Genomic DNA, 18,158 nt, shown 5'->3' with positions numbered 1-18,158 from the left:
GAAAGCGACTTTTGATTACCAAATACTTAAAAAAATAGGTTTTAATCCATTGCTTTTTAAATATTTGAAAAGTGCTTTGGGTTAAATTTATGACTAATAAATCAGTTTAGCGAGCTAATTTTACTGAAAGCCATTCTTTTCCTTCTGAAATACGCGTGATTAACATCGCCGAGACTACATCTCCATTCGCATTTAGCAAAGTAGCCATGGGATCGACTAATGTTCCTACAATCATGGCTGCAGGTAAAGCTTGTTCCATTGGAAAACCATAAATAGTGATTGCTAGAATCTCCCCAATATATCCACCATTAGGAATTCCTCCTTCAACTACCGAAACGATAACCGTAATCCCTAATGCTAAAAGTAAGGTATTGGGATCTGTAAAATCTTTACCAAACATGGCAAAAATTACAGCAATTTTTATAATAGATGACATACTTGATCCATCTTTATGCAAAGGAGCTCCTAATGGAATTGCAATATTACGGATATGTGAAGGAACATTCATTTTCTCTGTTGCCTCCAGATTTGCTGGAATTGTTGCAATACTACTGCAAGTTCCCAAAGCTGTTAAGGAAGGTGCAATATTATTACTCCAAAACACTTTCAATCCGATATTTCCTCCTGCAAGGAAAGCATACAAACTAAAGAATACCACAAAGTAGAATCCACATACTGCATAATAAAGTCCTAATGGCTTAGCATAGGCTCCAAATAACTGCGGTCCAAAAATGCCTACTTGATACGCAAAATAAGCACCCAAACCTACCGGTGCCGTTTTCATAATCAAGTGTAGTAATTGTTTCATTACCTCGTTTCCTGAATTTAGGAACACTCTAAAACTTTCTCCTTTCTCTCCCGAACGTAAACTGGCAAATCCTATTAAAAAGGAGAAAATGATTAAAGCCAACATGCTTTTTCTAGAAAGCAATTCGTAAAAATCATTGGCAGTCAGTAATTGAGTGATTTGGGATCCAGGACTAGCGGTTTGCATACTCTCCAATGGAATTTTGGAAATGATAATATCTTGATGAATTGGAAAAAGCAAAACACCTATTATCATAATTATAGCCGATACCAATACCGTACTTAAAAATACTCCAATAACGACTACAAATAACTTTCCTAATTTTTCTGATTTTTCTAAACTGGCAATTGACGACGCTATCGTAAAGAAAATCAAAGGAATAATAGCCGTAAAAAGTAAATTTAGAAATATATCGCCAAGTGGCTTAATCACTTCTACATCTTTCCCAAAAACCAAACCTAATATACTTCCTGCAGTTATACCACATAATAACCATATAATACCACTATAGGTTTTAAACAAACTCTTACTTTCTTCCATTTTTAGATTTGCTTTTTATAATTTTTTATAAATATATCATTCTATTTCTCAAATACCAATAATTAAAGATTAAGTAGTAATCCCTTTTTGATATTGTCTAATAAAAACAATAAATCAATCTTTTTCTTTTTACTTTTGCTACAAATAATTCATCATGTCAATAGCAGTAAATAATATCTCTAAAAGTTATGGTGCCCAAAAAGCACTTGACAACGTTTCATTTTCTATTAACAAAGGAGAAATTGTAGGTTTTCTTGGTCCTAATGGTGCTGGAAAATCAACTTTAATGAAAATATTGACGACCTATATCAATGCCGATGAAGGTACTGCGCAAGTGAATGGGAACTATGTAAACTCAAATCAAAAAGCAGTGCAGCTTTCTATAGGTTATTTACCAGAACACAATCCCTTATACTTGGATTTGTATGTTAGAGAATATCTTGCCTTTAATGCCGAAGTCTATAAAGTTGCTAAATCCCGAATCGAAGAAGTAATTCAACTAACTGGTTTAAGCACTGAAAGTCATAAAAAAATAGGACAGTTATCCAAAGGATTCCGTCAACGTGTTGGCCTTGCCAATGCTTTATTACACAATCCTGATGTTTTAATTCTTGATGAACCTACAACAGGTTTAGATCCGAATCAATTAATCGAAATTCGTAATGTGATTAAAAACGTAGGGAAAGATAAAACGGTTTTCCTTTCTACACATATTATGCAAGAAGTGGAAGCACTTTGTGATCGTGTCATTATCATCAATAATGGTAAGATTGTAACCGACAAAAAACTGGACAACTTAATTTCTGAAGATAAGGAACAAGTAATCGAAGTAGAATTTGATTATAAAATCGAAGAACAAGTGATTGCTAAAATCGAAAACATATCTTCTTATAAAAATACTCATGACATGATTTGGGAACTGACTTTTAAAACGGACAAAGACATGCGCCCTATAGTTTTTGATTTTGCTACAGCAAATGGTTTAAAAACATTACAATTGAATCAGAAAAATAAAAATCTAGAAGCTATATTTAGAGAGATTACAAAATAAGTTAGTATTAGGAATCAAGTTACCCGATAAAAAAAGCTCGTTTAAAATAATTTTAAACGAGCTTTTTTTTTAATTTATCAATGATTTCAAATAGATTGTAAACAACAATGATAACACAATTGCCGACAGCCGAACTATATTTTTTACAAAAACACTATTAAAACTTAACGAGGGTAAATTGGATTTTGTTTTTAGAAAAAAGTCAACTAGACTCTTATAATCTAACGAAATCAAGAACAAAACTCCAATCGTTAACACTACAGATTGCAATAATGCACCTACATTCATTTGATAAAAAACATTAATTAAAGTCAAATTAGCTAGTAGTGCAAATAAAATTATGGATCCAAGCAATACAGTTCTTCGAAACAATAATAAATAACCACTCCCAATTTGGATCACTGCTACTATAATTCCAAAAGTCTGTGAATGTCCAAAATAAAACCAAGTCAGCCATTCACCTGATAGCTTATTGATAGGTAAACTTGCAATTTCAGTAGGAACTATAAATTGAAGTCCGTAAAATTTTTTCCACCCAAAACTGGCAATATTAAAAGCAAGACAATATCGGATAGTACTATACGTAAAACCATATATCTTATCCGATTCCACTTTTTGCTTTTGTTCTAAATAATGCCATATAAACGGAAATAGTAGCGTAACCAATAAAGAAATCCCAACTAAGGAAAAAACTATTATTGGAGGAAACCAAGAAATATTCCCGCCGTTACCCAACATTAAGACTAAAGCCGAAAACACTATACCAAGGGTTAAAGAAGTGCTGATTTTTTTTGATAATGAAGTTGATTGTTCTAACATATCGTTTTATATTTGAATTAATAGTCCACAAATTTGGTTATTAATCAAATATCAACTGTTCCGATGTACCCGTTCGAACCTATTTAAACTACTTTTTTTCTAAAACTAAATTTGCTTTCACAAATGCCGTTGGAGAAATCCCCACATACTTTTTAAAAGTAGTATTAAAAGTGGTTTTGGAATTAAATCCCGATTCATAAGCAATCCCTAAAACATTTAGTAGCTTGTATTTTTCAGACAACAACAAAATTTTCGCCTCTTCTATTCGGTATTTATTTATAAAATTATAAAAGTTATCGCCGTATAATTCGTTAATCACAAATGAGGTTTCATTACAACTAGCATTCATACTGTTGGCTAATTTTGGTAAACTTAAATCATTCTCTAAGTACACTTTTTCAAAATTCATAAGTATCCGCAATTTTTCATTTAATTCATTCAATCGTTTTTCTGAAACTCTTTTAGGATTATCTTTTTTATAATCTCTAATTGTCGAAAGTTCATTTAAATCGTTTTTATTAAAATCAAAAACTTCTTTTTGCTGTAAAGAAAAATAAGCTAACAAAAATACAGCTACAAAATAGAGTAAAGGCGTAAGCTTAATTAAACTTTTTAAGTCGAAAAAAATAAGATTAAACCAAGCAATTACAATTAGCATCAAAACCAATAAAAAATATTTGAGCCAAGAAAGATCACTTTTCTCCGTTGACGATGAAAATTGACGTATGTATTTTATGTGTTTTTGCAATTTGCTAAAAGATAAATACCAATAAATTATTGCTTGGAGCGGTAATGCTGTTTGCAGAATAAAAAATATAATTTTGCCAAAAACATAACTGAATTCAATATTTTTACCTGTAATAAAAAACGGGAATCTGAAAAGCAAAAAAATCAAAAAGGGTAAAAAATGCCATACATTTTTCTTGTCAATTTTTTTCTTTAATGAAGTAAAGTATAAAATACTAATATAAAGGAAAGGAGCAGTTAGAAACCTGACCAAGCCAATTAATTCAAATACATTAGGATGTCTTAAATAGATTTTTTGATAAGACATAGGTATTTCAAGCATTGCTAATCCGAGCGTCATAATAAACAATCCCAAATATTTATTTGCAATTAAATTACTTTTCTGAGGACGCGCAATAAGTAAAAATCCCAGTAGAAAAGCAGCTCCAGAGGTAATCCCCATTATGATTGGAAAGTTTATCATATCAAAAAATTATTGATTAATGGTCTTGCTGGAAAGAAACATCAATACTCCGCAAAATAATTATTTTCTTCAAACCAATCTGTTAATCTTTGTGGCCATGTTTTCAAAGCATTAGTCGTAGCCCTTTTTCCCATATTGAAAGCATGTGATCCTTTTGAATACAAATGCATTTCTACGGATACATTTGCTTGACGGTATTTATTAAGTAAGTCAACTATAGGAGAGGAGCAACACAGGTCATCATTTGCTGCCAATAAAAAAGCGATAGGCGCATCTGGTTTTATTTCTTTTGGTATAAACAAAGGGCCAGGATAAATTAATATTTGAAAATTAGGTTGTGCATCTTGTTTGTCAATCAAATCAGAGGAATTTTCAATACCATTATTTGAAGTGTATGCGACCAATGCTACTACTTCTCCTCCTGCCGAAAACCCCATGACACCAATACGATTTGAATCAATTTTGAAGTCATCAGCCTTACTTCTTATTAATCTCATGGCTCTTTCCACATCTTGCTTCACATGAATTTCTAGTTTGTACGGTGAATCTTTCTCTCTTGCTAAACGATATTTTAAAACAAAAGCAGTAACACCCAAACTATTTAAATACTCAGCAGCATCTTTCCCCTCTGAATTGAATACTAAATTTTCATGACCTCCTCCAGGACAAATAAGAACAGCCATTCCATTAGGCTTCTTAGGTAAATAAGCTGTTATAGATGGATTATGAATGTTTCTTACCCACCAGTCTTTAGCCTGTTCTGGTTCGTTTTTACGGTTTTCAAAACCAGGAGCTCCATTTTCCCAAAGAGGAATTGTCAAACCACTTTGTTGTGAAAATCCAACATTAAAAATAAATACAAAAAACAAAAGAAAATAAAGATTGAATCTCATCTATTAGACTTTTAAATTATTGATTTATAAATATAACTATAAAACTCTAAATTTTGTACTAATCAAATGATTGCTTTTAAAATTATCATTAAACTAACCGCAATCCCATTTTAACACTTTTCTTGATTATTGAAGTAAAAAATTACAAACAAGACTATTCAGTTTAAGTGCTATAAATAGAATAAAATCTAGAAGCTATTTTTAGAGAGATTACAAAATAAGTTAGCATAAGGAATCAAGTTACCAGATAAAAAAAAGCTCGCTTAAAATTATTTTAAACGAGCTTTTTTAAAGATACTAAATATGATTTATGATTTTGGCAAAGGATCTCCAACCGCTACATCACAACGATGTCCCTCTTTTCCGTGTGCAGGATTTATACCTGGAGGTGTTTCCGTATCGGCGGTAGCAGTTGACAATAAAGTGGGCACTGGTTGCTGAACTGTATATTCTTGTGAAGATTGAGTTGAGTTTGTTGCTTTTGCGGTTGTTGAAGACGAATTTAACGGAGCACCAACAGCAATATCGCAACGATGATTTTTTTCTCCATGTGGTGGATTCATCCCTTTTGCAGTGACCGTTTTGGCTGGACTATTTTGTGTGGGCCCCATTGGAGTAGATTGTCCATTTGTAGGTTGTACCGCAATACTTTCATTTACTGACGAATTCAATGGTGCTCCAACAGCAATATCACAACGGTGATTGGGTTGTCCATGTGCTGGATTAATTCCTGCTGCAACTGAACTTGCTATTCCATTATTATTTTCATGAAACAAGTTATGATTTTGGGTCGCAACTGATGTTGACTGGCTTTGAAGCCCCGTATTTGTTTGTTGAGTGAAAGGCACAACTAACCTTGGGTCACCTTGTTCTTGCGCAACATCATTATTTTTACAAGAAATAATTAGTATCGCAACTGCAAGAAGGGAATAATTAAAATATCTCATACTAAAATCATTAAGAGCTGATAATCAAATATAAGAATTTAAAAACTCGTAAGCAAGCTCCAGAATAACTTCTCATTTGACCACTTTAATTCTTAAATTGACAACAGACTTTCCTTCATTTCGTTCATCACAATTTGGATATCATTTTCATTAGTTCTCCAATTTACAAAAGAAGCCCGAAGCCCTTTTCGGTTTTGATAAACTGTTGGTGTCATAAATACTTTTCCTTTTTCATTTAGATGTGTCAAAAATTGATTTACTTTTTCTTGGTTATGGTCTCCCGCCAAAGTAAAACAAACGTTATTCAAACGCGTTGGTGCTAATAATTCAAAGTTTTCGTTTTCACTAATAAAAGCATCAAACCGCAATGCCATCGCAACGCTATTTTCTATTATATCTTGATAGCCTTGTTTTCCATATGCCAATAATGAAAACCAAACTGGCAAAGCTTTTAAACGTCGAGAATTTTCAGGTAAAAAATTGAGGTAACTAAAATTATCAAGAGGATTCCCTAAATAGGGTGCATTAGAATTTTGAAAAGATTCAATTTGAAGATTTTTATGTTTTTCCTTTACCAAATAAAAAGCACTTTCATAAGGTACATTCAACCATTTATGACAATCCACTGTAATGCTATCCGCATTTTCCCAACCACTAACCAAATGACTGTATCTAGGCGAACAAGCAGCAAAACCTCCAAAAGCTGCGTCGATATGCCACCAGAAATTGTATTTACTTTTCAGTTTAGTAATGGCATTGAAATCATCAAAATCAGCTGTATTTACGGTTCCTGCACTAGAGATTAAAATAAAAGATTTCCCATTTAAGCTTTCAATATTTTTTTCTAAATCGGCAATATCAATCGCTTCACGATTTCCTTCACTTGTTTTTATCTTAGTGAAATTTTGACTACCCATTCCTAACATCGCCAAACATTTTACAGAAGAAGAATGCGGTGTTGCAGACAGAACATGAATGGGTTCCGAAATTCCGTTTTTAGCAAAATCTTTTCCTAATTGACTACCAATCCATTGTCTCGCTACTGCTAAACAAGTGAAATTAGACATAGTCGCGCCGGTTACAAATCCTCCAAGATAATTTTTCGGTAAATCTAATAACTGCAACAACAGATTAATTGTTTCTATTTCTATCAACGCAGAAACACCTCCTTGTGCATTAGTAGCTTGTGTATTTTGATCATAAATGGTAGCCAACCAATCCCCAACAATAGAAGCTGGAGTTGCTCCTCCGGTTACAAATCCCCAATACCTCGGGCCCGTTTGTGAAACCATCAATGGTGCTAACCGTTCATTAAATTCTTCCAAAGTTGACAAAGAACCTAACCCAACATCATTAAGATTTCGATCTGTTGTTATCTTATTTTTATTTGAAGTAGGTACGGTATCAATTGAGTTTAAAAAATCAATTCCTTGTTGCTTTACTTTTTCAAGAATATTTTTAACTTCATTTAAGTCTTGTTGGAGTATTGGGTTCATTTGCTTAGTTAATTTAAATTAAAAAAAAAGTCCCGACAGGTATATAAAACCTGTCAGGACTAGTAGAACAACATCGATTTTATTTTATAATTAAAAAACCTTAGAGGCTATTTGTCTAATATTTTCTGATTTTCCCATAGAATAATAATGCAATACAGGAACACCCGCCGCTTTTAATTCCAATGATTGTTGAATTGCCCATTCTATTCCCACTTGTTTAATCTCCGTATTATTTTTACACTGATCAATTGCATGAATTAAATCTTCGGGTAAATCGATACGGAAAATCTGAGGTAAAATTTGTAAATGTCTTTGCACTGCAATAGGTTTAATTCCTGGAATAATAGGTACGGTGATTCCCATTTCTCTTGCTTTAGCAACAAATTCAAAATATTTTGAATTGTCAAAAAACATTTGTGTAACCACATAATCTGCTCCTGCATCAACCTTTTCTTTCAGTCTTTTTAAATCAGAAATTAAAGAAGGAGATTCCAAATGCTTCTCTGGATAACCTGCAACACCTATACAAAAATCAGCTTTGTTATCAACATGCATTACGTCATGTAAGTACTTCCCTTCATTCAATTGATGAATTTGAGATACTAAGTCAACAGCATAATTATTCCCACCTGCTTTTGGAACAAAAGACTGTTCGTCTTTCATTGCATCGCCACGTAATGCCATTACATTATTAATTCCTAAATAATGACAATCCACCAATAAATACTCTGTTTCCTCTTTAGTAAAACCTCCACAAAGTACGTGTGGTACTGTATCAACAGTATATTTATGCTTAATCGAAGCACAAATCCCCAAAGTTCCAGGACGCATTCTCGTTAGTTTTTTATCTAATAAACCATTGCCCTTATCTACATAAATATACTCTTCACGAGAAGTCGTTACATCTATAAATGGGGGCTTAAACTCCATTAACGGATCAATATTATCGTATAATTCTTGAATCCCTTTTCCTTTTTGAGGCGGAATGATTTCGAAAGAGAATAATGTTTCTCCTTTGGCATTTTCTATATGTTCAGTTACTTTCATTTTATTTTTTGTTTCAGGTTTAAAGTTTAATGTTTAAAGTTCTCTTGAGTAACTTGAAACATTAAACTTTAAACAAGTTTTTTAATCTGCGATATTAGGATTCAACCATTTCATTGCCATATCGGTAGAAATACTTCTACGTTTAGCATAATCAATAACTTGGTCTTCTTTTATTTTTCCAAGTCCGAAATACTTACTTTCTGGATTTCCAAAATAATATCCTGAAACGGAAGATGCTGGCCACATCGCCATACTCTCTGTTAAAGTCACTCCTATTTCTTTTTCTACATTTAGCAATTTCCAAATCGTAGGTTTTTCTAAATGGTCAGGACAAGCAGGATAACCTGGTGCAGGACGAATCCCTTTGTAATCTTCGGCAATCATCGCTTCGGTACTCATGTTCTCATCTGATGCGTATCCCCAAACTTCTTTACGTATTTTTTCGTGTAGGTATTCGGCAAAAGCTTCTGCAAAACGGTCTGCTAATGCTTTCACCATAATCGAATTATAATCGTCTAAATCTTTTTCAAATTCTGCAGCCCATTCATCAACACCAAAACCGGTAGTCACACAAAAAGCTCCCATATAATCTACCTTCCCATTGTCTTTTGGAGCAATAAAATCAGCTAAAGCGATATTTGGTGCTCCTTTTGTTTTTTGAGATTGTTGGCGCAACGTCAAGAACGTTTGTAATGGTTTTCCGTTTTCGTCTGTCAATTCAATATCATCATCGTTGATTTGATTTGCAGGGAAAATTCCGTAGATTCCTTTAGCAGTCAATTTCTTTTCTTTCAAAATAACGGCTAACATTTCTTGTGCATCCGCAAAAACCGAAGTGGCTTGCTCACCGACAACATTGTCGGTCAAAATCGCTGGATATTTACCAAACAATTCCCATGTTCTAAAAAACGGCGTCCAGTCGATATATGGAACTAGAATTTCTAAATCAACTTCGATCACTTGCTCGCCTATTATATTTGGTTTCACAGGCGTAAAATTATCCCAATCCAATTGCAATTTATTTTTACGGGCTTGCTCAATAGTCAAGAAATTTTTGTCACGTGAACGATTCAAAAAAGTCTCTCTAAATGCATCGTACTCCGCTCGTATATCACTTGCGTATATTTTCTTTTCACTATTCAATAAATTTCCAGCCACCGTTACAGCTCTGGAAGCGTCATTGACGTGAATTACTGTTTCTCTATATTGAGGTGCAATTTTTACAGCAGTATGCGCTCGTGAAGTTGTTGCTCCCCCAATCATTACTGGTATTTTTATATTTCTTTTGTCTAATTCTTTAGCCAAATAAACCATTTCATCAAGTGAAGGCGTAATCAATCCACTTAGTCCAATAATATCTACATTGTGTTCAATAGCCGCCGCGATAATTTTTTCGGGAGCCACCATTACACCAAGATCAATAATCTCATAGTTATTACAAGCAAGCACCACTGAAACAATATTTTTTCCAATATCATGTACGTCTCCTTTTACAGTTGCCATTAAAATACGGCCTGCAAAACTGGAAACACCATCTTTCTCGGCTTCAATAAAAGGCAATAGATAAGCCACTGCTTTTTTCATCACACGAGCTGATTTAACTACTTGTGGTAAAAACATTTTACCAGAACCAAATAAATCTCCCACCACATTCATTCCCGCCATCAAATTGATTTCGATAACTTCAATTGGTTTTGTAGCTGCTAATCGAGCTTCTTCAACATCTTCCTCTATAAATTGATCCACCCCTTTTACAAGTGAGTGTGTAATTCTTTCTTGAACAGTTCCTGAACGCCATTCTTGAACAGCCTTTTCATTACTTTTTACATCTCCTTTTACATTCTCGGCAAAATCCAATAAACGCTCTGTAGCATCATCACGTCTATTCAAAATTACATCTTCAACATGTTCTAATAAATCTTTTGGAATCTCATCATAAATTGAAAGCATTTCTGGATTTACAATACCCATCGTCATTCCATTTTGAATGGCATGATACAAGAAAACGGAGTGCATCGCTTCACGAACAGTATCATTTCCTCTAAAAGAAAACGACACATTACTTACCCCTCCACTAATGTGTGCATGCGGTAAATTTTCGCGAACCCATTTAGTCCCTCTAAAGAAGTCCAACGCATTCAAGCGGTGTTCTTCCATTCCAGTTGCAACTGGAAATATATTTAAATCAAAAATAATATCCTGAGCCGGAAAACCCACTTTATTCACCAAAATATCATAGGAACGTTGGCAAATTTCAACTCGGCGTTCGTAATTATCCGCTTGCCCTGTTTCATCAAAAGCCATGATAATTGCTGCAGCACCATAGCGCTTAATTAGTTTTGCATGGTGAATAAATTGCTCTTCTCCTTCTTTCAAAGAAATAGAATTTACCACACTTTTTCCTTGTACTACTTTTAGACCTGCTTCGATAATATCCCATTTTGAGCTATCAATCATAATAGGCACACGAGAAATATCGGGTTCGGCAGCAATTAAATTTAGGAATTTTGTCATGGCATATTCACCATCCAGCATTCCTTCATCCATATTAATATCGATGATTTGCGCACCACCTTCTACTTGTTCCTTAGCAATACTTAGTGCTTCTTCGTATTTTTCTTCTTTGATTAATCGAAGGAATTTTCTAGAACCTGTTACATTGGTACGTTCTCCAATATTCACAAATACGCTATCAGGCGTAATGATTAAAGGCTCTAATCCCGATAATACAAGGTTTTTTCTAGTTTCTTGTGCCATTTTTTATTTTTATTTGTCCTGCAAGGTTTCTAAAACCATGTAGGTTTAACTTTTTAATTCTTCTTATTTTGGGCGTGACCACAAGGGTCGGGCTATTCGTTACAAGTCCTCGACTAATTCCGCTTTCGCTTCATTTGTCTGTGGGCTTTTCACTGCTATCCCTCACGCGGGCAATGCCCCTATCATTACGAGAAACGAATTCTCTCGTCCTACAATCCTGCAAGGTTTTTTTAACCTTGTAGGTTTATTTCTCGATTCACTTTCTCAATTTATTCCTACAAGGTTAAAAAAACCTTGCAGGAAAAGCTATTTACTTATAATGTAGCAGTTTTAGACGCGATAAATTGCGTCTCTATCCCCGTTTACATTGTTGCCGTCGAAACTCTTGGTTTATAATCCTTGGCGATATCAGCAATTAACTTGATGTGTTCTGGTGTTGTTCCGCAACAACCGCCTATAATGTTTACTAAATTATCGTCTAAGTAGGTTTTAATTTGCGCTTGCATCTCTTGTGGCGTTTCATCGTATTCTCCAAAGGCATTTGGTAATCCTGCATTAGGATGCGCTGATACATTGAAAGAAGTATTTTGTGATAAAGTCTGCAAGTATGGTTTCAACAAATCAGCTCCAAGGGCACAATTGAATCCTACACTCAATAATGGAATATGCGAAACCGAAACTAAGAAAGCTTCTACTGTTTGCCCAGAAAGTGTTCTTCCTGAAGCATCGGTAATCGTTCCTGAAACCATGATGGGAATATCGATATTGCGTTCGTCTTTTACTTCTTCGATCGCAAAAAGGGCTGCTTTGGCATTTAGTGTATCAAAAATAGTTTCAACGAGTAATAAATCACTTCCTCCGTCAATTAATGCTTCTACTTGTTGCTTGTACGCAATGCGCAAATCATCAAAAGTTACGGCTCTATATCCTGGATCGTTTACATCTGGTGACATACTTGCTGTTCTGTTTGTTGGTCCTATTGAACCCGCTACAAAACGAGGTTTGTCTGGATTTTTAGCTGCCCATTCATCGGCTACTTCACGGGCTAATTTTGCCGATTCGTAGTTTAATTCATATACAATATCTTCCAGATGATAATCGGCCATTCCGATAGTCGTTCCTGAGAAGGTATTGGTTTCAACAATATCAGCTCCAGCCTCAAAATAAGCTGCGTGAACCGCTTTTATGGCTTGTGGTTGTGTAAGTGACAATAAATCGTTGTTTCCTTTTAAGGAATGTGGAAAATCTTTGAAACGCTCTCCACGAAAATCTTCTTCGGAGAAATTGTAGCGCTGCAACATGGTTCCCATCGCTCCATCGAGGATGAGTATGTTTTTTTTAATGGCTTCTTGAATACTTGACATAACTTTTTATTTCTTGTAAACCACAATGATTTGTTGTGATTTATACTTTTGATTATTAATTACAAAAGTTCACTATTGTTTCTTTTTAGCCCTGATTGCAGTGAAAATCCTTTTTATCCTGAATTTAGTTCAGGATCCTGAACTAAATTCAGGATAAAAAGATTGAAACGGAAAGCAGGAAGGATGATGGTAAAAAAGCACCAATCATTCGCTCTAAAAAAATATCGATATGTTGTCAAGAAAAGGTTTGAGAAATACTGTAAAAGTATTCTTGTGTTATCTATCTTGGATGCTGAAACAAGTTCAGCATAAAGTAGAATGTAGCACCTTCTTTAAAGATAAAGGGTTGCTAAGGTTTCATCGGGTCTTTCCCTCCGCCTTTCGTGATAACTTTCAATAAATATAGGAACGGTGCAAAGTAAAGACATAGCGCTAATACTTGCAAGTATTAGCGCTATATTTTTTAACTTGAATGTGATAAATTGTTATACTATAGCTTTTACCACTGCTTTTGGCGCCTCTTTACGAGTTCCGTCAAAACCGTCAACACCAGAAACTGTAGTATATTTCAACACATATCGTTTCCCTGGATTGATAATTTGGTACGCTGCCTGGCACATTAATGTTGCTTCATGGAAACCACAAAGAATTAATTTTAATTTACCTGGATAGGTATTCACATCTCCAATGGCAAAAATACCCGGAATATTAGTTTGATAATCTAAAGCATTGTTTACTTTGATTGCATTTTTTTCAATTTCTAATCCCCAATGTCCTATAGGACCTAATTTTGGTGTAAGACCAAAAAGAGGAATAAAGAAATCTGTTTCAATTTTACGATGCGCTCCATTTTCATCAATGTCAATTGATTCAATATGTTCTGCTCCGTTTATTCCTACGACCTCAGCAGGGGTAATCATACGAATTTTTCCGGCATCTTTTAATTCTTGTACTTTTTCAACAGAATCTAATGCACCACGAAATTCGTTACGACGGTGAATCAATGTCACCTCAGAAGCCACATTAGAAAGGAAAATACTCCAGTCCAATGCTGAATCTCCTCCACCAGCAATTACTACTCTTTTGTTTCTAAACTCTTCAGGATCTTTTATAAAATATTTAATCCCTTTATTTTCATAGAAATCAATTCCATCAATAAGCGGCTTTCTAGGTTCGAAACTTCCTAAACCACCTGCAATTGCAATTACTTTTGCATGAAACTCAGTTCCTTCATTTGAAGTTACAATAAAACTTCCGTCTTCTTGTTTTTCAATTGTTTCAGCACGTTCTCCTAGTGTAAACCCAGGTTCGAATTGCTTGATTTGCTCCATTAGATTATCTACTAAATCTCCTGCTAATACATCAGGAAATCCTGGAATATCATAAATAGGTTTTTTAGGATATAATTCTGATAATTGACCACCTGGTTGTGGTAAAGCATCTAATATATGGCATTTTAATTTTAATAATCCTGCTTCAAAAACGGCAAATAAACCAGTTGGACCGGCTCCTATTATAAGGATATCTGTTTCAATCATGTTCAATACTTTTATTCCTCCCCCCAGCCCCCTTCCCAAGGAGGGGGAGACTGGGTAGAGTTTCTTTTGTTATACTTGTTCTTACTTATTATTCTTTTCACAAAGGAACGAATGAATATCTCAAAAATAAATGATAAATATCATTCGGATTCTTTGTTCTTTAATGTTGACTGTATTATCTCGGTTCTATTCTTTATTCTTTAACGATTCTGTAATTTCATTCATCTTCTGAACTTTCTCTTCGAAATCTCCTTTTAAGGTTTTGCGATATTCGTTTAGATTTTCGACCATTTTATTGATGTCTTCTGGAATAACCTCTTCAAAAAATTCTCGTAATCTTTTGGCTGTTGTTGGTGATTTTCCATTGGTTGAAATAGCAATTTTCACATTTCCTTTGGTTACAATTCCACCCAAGTAATAATCACATAAATCAGGCGTATCGGCAATATTGCAAATGAGATACCTTTCTCTAGACAAATTGTAAATCCTTCTATTCACTTCAAGATCATCCGTACAAGCAATAACCATATGCCGTTTTTTGAGCATTTTTTTCTTGAACTTCTTATCGGTCAATGTAACCGTTTCGTGCTTATCTGCCAATGTTACCAATTCAGGTAAAAATCGTGGTGCTACCACCTCAACATTAGCATTCGGACTTGATTTCAGCAAAAAACTTAATTTTTCTAATCCTACATTTCCTCCTCCCACGATCAATACTTTCATATTGTGCAGCTTCAAAAACACGGGATATAATTCATTCCTTTCCATAAACTAATAGTTTGTTATGATTGGATTTTAACTCTTTGTAAAACCCTTTCCTTTTCTTACTATCACCTACTACCGCTCCGATTACAATAATGGCTGGAGAACTTAACTTTTGTTCAACAACAATTTTTTGAATCGTATTTATTGTTCCAATTCCTATTTTTTCCTCTGGAGTCGTACCGTTTTGAATGATCGCTACAGGTGTTTCACCTTTGGATTCTTTTTGGAAAATAGCAACAATTTCTTCTAATTTGCTCATTCCCATCAGTACTACTACAGTAGCTGAAGATTGAGCTGCCAAGGCCACATCAGTTGATAATTGTCGAGCCGAAGTCGTTCCTGTTATTACCCAAAAACTCTCCGAAACTCCTCTTTTTGTCAACGAAATACCTTGATATGCTGGAACTGCGATAGCCGATGAAATTCCAGGAACAACAAATGTAGGAATTCCAAAGCTTTCTACATACTCTATTTCTTCACTTCCTCTGCCGAAAATGAAAGGATCTCCTCCTTTAAGACGAACGACATGACCATAAGTCAAGGCATTATCTACAATTAGTTGGTTGATTTGGTCTTGTGTGTAAGCGTGACATCCTTTCCTTTTTCCGACAAATATTTTTAAAGCCCTCTTTGGAGCATAACTTAATAATTCTTCATTAGCCAAAGCATCGTATAAAACCACATTAGCTTCAGCCAATGCTTTCGCACCTTTTATGGTCAACAAATCTGGATCTCCCGGACCTGCACCTACTAAAGTTACTATGGGTTTTATAGTATTATGCATTTGCTAAATCTTTGGCTCTGTATGTTTCAATATTTTCAAAAAAAGCAATTGCTTCTTGAATGTATTTTTGTGCAAACACTTCAGATGGTTCATTTTGATTGATTTGATACACCAAGTCTTTAAAACTAGAATCTAAAATAATTTTGTTTGTTTCAACAAAAACAGTATCAAACAAATTAATGATTCCTGCATGGTGGTTTGTTTTTTGGTTTTCAGCCAATAACAATGCTTTTGCTCCATTTACAAATCCCGCATACGCAAGGTAAATAGCATCAGCCCATTTTTTGCCTTCAAAAGCTTCTTGGGCGAAAGTCAATTTGTCTTTGGCTTCCAAGATTAAAGTAGCTACTAAGTCAATTACAACTCCAGCACATTCTCCTACTCCAACCGCTTTTACATAATTATCGGCATTTCCCCAATCGATAAAATCTTCGTCTGTAAGATTGGTCACATCTGCCAATGGTTTCAAGAATTCGTAAAAATACTTTTCTCCTTTTGCATCATAATAATCTAAAAACGACAATCCGTTCGCATTTGCTTCGAAATCATTTAAGATATAACGCAATGCATCAGGTCCTCTACGACTTGGAATCTTAATTACTTTATCCGAAAAACGACCTTTTCCATCACCTAAAATCCCACCTCCAAGTAACACTTGCAACGCTGGCGCCACTAGTTTACCAGAGTTGATAGACATTCCTTGAAAACCAATTTGCGACATGTTGTGTTGCCCACAAGCATTCATACAACCACTAATTTTTATAGTAATTTCTCGGTTGTCTTTGTATTGAGGGAATTCTAATTTCAACACTCTTTCTAATTCTTCGGCAATTCCTGTACTGCTTGCAATACCTAAATTACAAGTATCAGTCCCAGGACAAGCTGTAATATCACCAATAGTGTCATAGCCTAAAGCTACAAAATCTAATTTGGCTAATTCTTGGTAGAAGAACCCTAAGTTTTCTTCTTTTATATTTCGAAGAACAATGTTTTGTCTTAGTGAAAAACGCAGTTCATTAGCTCCGTAATTTTTAATTAAATTGGCTAAAATTCTCGCTTTATCCGTATAAAAATCTCCTAAAAGTACCTTGATTCCAATAGCTACATATCCCGATTGTTTTTGGGCAATAACGTTAGATTTTTTCCACGCTTCAAATGCAGCTGTATCTTCGATAGTAACTTTTGGCACTTCTAATAAAGTGGCTGGAATAGCACCATCAAAATCAGTGGTGTCAATTTCAACTGTTTGGTAAGACAATGCTTTTTTCTCTTCGTCTACCAATCTCAAAAATTCGTCACGCCCCAAATCTTTGATTAAGAATTTCATACGTGCTTTTAAACGTTTGGCTCTTTCGCCATAACGATCAAAAACTCTTAAAACCCCTTCTGTTGTTGGGATAATTTGGTTTACAGGAATAAATTCTGATAATAGCTCCGCATGACTTGGTTGAGAACCTAGTCCTCCACCTAACATTACTTTGAATCCGCGCTCACCATTAACAATTTTTGGAATAAAACCCAAATCATGTAGGTAACTTAGTGCTGTATCTTTATCAGAAGACGAAAATGACATTTTGAATTTACGCCCCATCTCTTGACAAACAGGATTTCTCAAGAAAAACTGAAACATGGCGTGTGCATAAGGCGAAACATCAAACGGTTCGTCAACATCTACTCCCGCTAATTCACTAGCCGTAATATTTCTCACTGTATTACCACAAGCCTCACGAAGTGTAATATCGTCTATTGCCAATTGTGCCCAAAGTTCCGGAGTTCTATCTAAACTCACATAGTGAATTTGAATATCTTGACGGGTTGTAATATGCAAACGTCCAGTAGAATATTCATCTGAAACCTTTGTAATACGCTCCAACTGTTCGCTGCTCACTTTACCATAAGGTAATTTGATACGAATCATTTGCACCCCTTCTTGACGTTGACCGTAAACACCACGTGCTAAACGAAGACTGCGAAAACGTTCGTCATCAATTTTACCGTCTTTGAATAATGCAATTTTTCTTTCTAAATCGATTATTTCTTTTTGAACAATCGGATTCTCTATTTCGGTTCTAAAACTTTCCATCTGTGTTGGCTTATTAGCTAAGTACTGTAATTCTTAAATCTGGATTTTTTTATTGG

General features: G+C 34.6%; 14 protein-coding genes and 1 riboswitch. Of the genes, 1 reads left to right on the top strand and 13 read right to left on the bottom strand.

The window, feature by feature from the left end; all coding sequences use genetic code 11:
- Positions 1 to 106: 106 nt before the first annotated feature.
- A complete protein-coding gene (locus AB3G34_RS16570) occupies positions 107 to 1,348 on the bottom strand; it encodes a dicarboxylate/amino acid:cation symporter (RefSeq protein ID WP_369753060.1) in 1,242 nt (413 codons plus the stop codon).
- 154 nt (positions 1,349 to 1,502) lie between these two features.
- Between AB3G34_RS16570 and gldA the strand changes: the two genes are divergently transcribed.
- A complete protein-coding gene (gene gldA, locus AB3G34_RS16565; RefSeq protein WP_367773359.1) occupies positions 1,503 to 2,399 on the top strand; it encodes a gliding motility-associated ABC transporter ATP-binding subunit GldA in 897 nt (298 codons plus the stop codon).
- 69 nt (positions 2,400 to 2,468) lie between these two features.
- Here the strand turns inward: gldA and AB3G34_RS16560 are convergent, their stop codons facing one another.
- From AB3G34_RS16560 to AB3G34_RS16505, 12 genes are all read right to left on the bottom strand, one after another.
- On the bottom strand, positions 2,469 to 3,218 hold the full coding sequence (locus AB3G34_RS16560) for a hypothetical protein (RefSeq protein ID WP_369753059.1): 750 nt from the start codon (positions 3,216 to 3,218) through the stop codon (positions 2,469 to 2,471).
- A gap of 88 nt (positions 3,219 to 3,306) precedes the next feature.
- The gene (locus AB3G34_RS16555; protein WP_369753058.1) at positions 3,307 to 4,428 is read right to left on the bottom strand and encodes a helix-turn-helix domain-containing protein; all 1,122 of its coding nucleotides are present in this window, start codon (positions 4,426 to 4,428) and stop codon (positions 3,307 to 3,309) included.
- A 41-nt stretch (positions 4,429 to 4,469) separates the two neighbouring features.
- Entirely contained in the window at positions 4,470 to 5,321 is an 852-nt protein-coding gene (locus tag AB3G34_RS16550) for an alpha/beta hydrolase (protein ID WP_367773353.1), read from the bottom strand.
- A gap of 308 nt (positions 5,322 to 5,629) precedes the next feature.
- Positions 5,630 to 6,268, bottom strand: coding sequence for a hypothetical protein (locus tag AB3G34_RS16545; RefSeq protein WP_367773351.1), 639 nt, complete (start codon positions 6,266 to 6,268; stop codon positions 5,630 to 5,632).
- A gap of 92 nt (positions 6,269 to 6,360) precedes the next feature.
- Positions 6,361 to 7,764: an aspartate aminotransferase family protein gene (locus AB3G34_RS16540; protein ID WP_369753057.1), complete on the bottom strand. Its 1,404-nt coding sequence runs from the start codon at positions 7,762 to 7,764 to the stop codon at positions 6,361 to 6,363.
- Between the two features lie 90 nt (positions 7,765 to 7,854).
- Complete coding sequence (gene metF / locus AB3G34_RS16535; RefSeq protein ID WP_367773347.1) at positions 7,855 to 8,811, bottom strand: methylenetetrahydrofolate reductase [NAD(P)H]; 957 nt, start codon at positions 8,809 to 8,811, stop codon at positions 7,855 to 7,857.
- 81 nt (positions 8,812 to 8,892) lie between these two features.
- Positions 8,893 to 11,568 carry a methionine synthase gene (gene metH / locus AB3G34_RS16530; RefSeq protein WP_369753056.1) on the bottom strand — a complete coding sequence of 892 codons (2,676 nt, stop codon included), beginning with the start codon at positions 11,566 to 11,568 and terminating at the stop codon, positions 8,893 to 8,895.
- Positions 11,569 to 11,930: 362 nt separating this feature from the next.
- Positions 11,931 to 12,932: a homocysteine S-methyltransferase family protein gene (locus AB3G34_RS16525; RefSeq protein WP_369753055.1), complete on the bottom strand. Its 1,002-nt coding sequence runs from the start codon at positions 12,930 to 12,932 to the stop codon at positions 11,931 to 11,933.
- A 273-nt stretch (positions 12,933 to 13,205) separates the two neighbouring features.
- Positions 13,206 to 13,325: riboswitch (SAM riboswitch) on the bottom strand.
- A 92-nt stretch (positions 13,326 to 13,417) separates the two neighbouring features.
- Positions 13,418 to 14,470 carry an NAD(P)/FAD-dependent oxidoreductase gene (locus AB3G34_RS16520; RefSeq protein WP_369753054.1) on the bottom strand — a complete coding sequence of 351 codons (1,053 nt, stop codon included), beginning with the start codon at positions 14,468 to 14,470 and terminating at the stop codon, positions 13,418 to 13,420.
- Between the two features lie 186 nt (positions 14,471 to 14,656).
- Positions 14,657 to 15,238 (bottom strand): bifunctional precorrin-2 dehydrogenase/sirohydrochlorin ferrochelatase, encoded by a 582-nt coding sequence (locus tag AB3G34_RS16515; protein ID WP_369753053.1) that lies wholly within the window; start codon positions 15,236 to 15,238, stop codon positions 14,657 to 14,659.
- On the bottom strand, positions 15,225 to 16,019 hold the full coding sequence (cobA, locus tag AB3G34_RS16510) for a uroporphyrinogen-III C-methyltransferase (protein WP_369753052.1): 795 nt from the start codon (positions 16,017 to 16,019) through the stop codon (positions 15,225 to 15,227). Before cobA ends, AB3G34_RS16515 begins: the two co-directional genes overlap by 14 nt.
- Positions 16,012 to 18,102 (bottom strand): nitrite reductase, encoded by a 2,091-nt coding sequence (locus AB3G34_RS16505; RefSeq protein ID WP_369753051.1) that lies wholly within the window; start codon positions 18,100 to 18,102, stop codon positions 16,012 to 16,014. The genes cobA and AB3G34_RS16505 overlap by 8 nt, the downstream gene beginning before the upstream one ends.
- Positions 18,103 to 18,158: the final 56 nt, after the last annotated feature.

The sequence above is a fragment of the Flavobacterium sp. WC2409 genome, assembly GCF_041200085.1.
Classification (GTDB): Bacteria; Bacteroidota; Bacteroidia; order Flavobacteriales; family Flavobacteriaceae; genus Flavobacterium.
This window is presented reverse-complemented; position numbering and strand designations above follow the sequence as displayed.

Coding starts and splice junctions, on each gene's coding strand:
- AB3G34_RS16520 (WP_369753054.1), bottom strand. CDS start 14,470: ATGATTGAAACAGATATCCTTATAATAGGAGCCGGTCCAACTGGTTTA.
- AB3G34_RS16560 (WP_369753059.1), bottom strand. CDS start 3,218: ATGTTAGAACAATCAACTTCATTATCAAAAAAAATCAGCACTTCTTTA.
- AB3G34_RS16545 (WP_367773351.1), bottom strand. CDS start 6,268: ATGAGATATTTTAATTATTCCCTTCTTGCAGTTGCGATACTAATTATT.
- gldA (WP_367773359.1), top strand. CDS start 1,503: ATGTCAATAGCAGTAAATAATATCTCTAAAAGTTATGGTGCCCAAAAA.
- cobA (WP_369753052.1), bottom strand. CDS start 16,019: ATGCATAATACTATAAAACCCATAGTAACTTTAGTAGGTGCAGGTCCG.
- AB3G34_RS16555 (WP_369753058.1), bottom strand. CDS start 4,428: ATGATAAACTTTCCAATCATAATGGGGATTACCTCTGGAGCTGCTTTT.
- metH (WP_369753056.1), bottom strand. CDS start 11,568: ATGGCACAAGAAACTAGAAAAAACCTTGTATTATCGGGATTAGAGCCT.
- AB3G34_RS16550 (WP_367773353.1), bottom strand. CDS start 5,321: ATGAGATTCAATCTTTATTTTCTTTTGTTTTTTGTATTTATTTTTAAT.
- AB3G34_RS16570 (WP_369753060.1), bottom strand. CDS start 1,348: ATGGAAGAAAGTAAGAGTTTGTTTAAAACCTATAGTGGTATTATATGG.
- AB3G34_RS16505 (WP_369753051.1), bottom strand. CDS start 18,102: ATGGAAAGTTTTAGAACCGAAATAGAGAATCCGATTGTTCAAAAAGAA.
- metF (WP_367773347.1), bottom strand. CDS start 8,811: ATGAAAGTAACTGAACATATAGAAAATGCCAAAGGAGAAACATTATTC.
- AB3G34_RS16525 (WP_369753055.1), bottom strand. CDS start 12,932: ATGTCAAGTATTCAAGAAGCCATTAAAAAAAACATACTCATCCTCGAT.
- AB3G34_RS16540 (WP_369753057.1), bottom strand. CDS start 7,764: ATGAACCCAATACTCCAACAAGACTTAAATGAAGTTAAAAATATTCTT.
- AB3G34_RS16515 (WP_369753053.1), bottom strand. CDS start 15,238: ATGGAAAGGAATGAATTATATCCCGTGTTTTTGAAGCTGCACAATATG.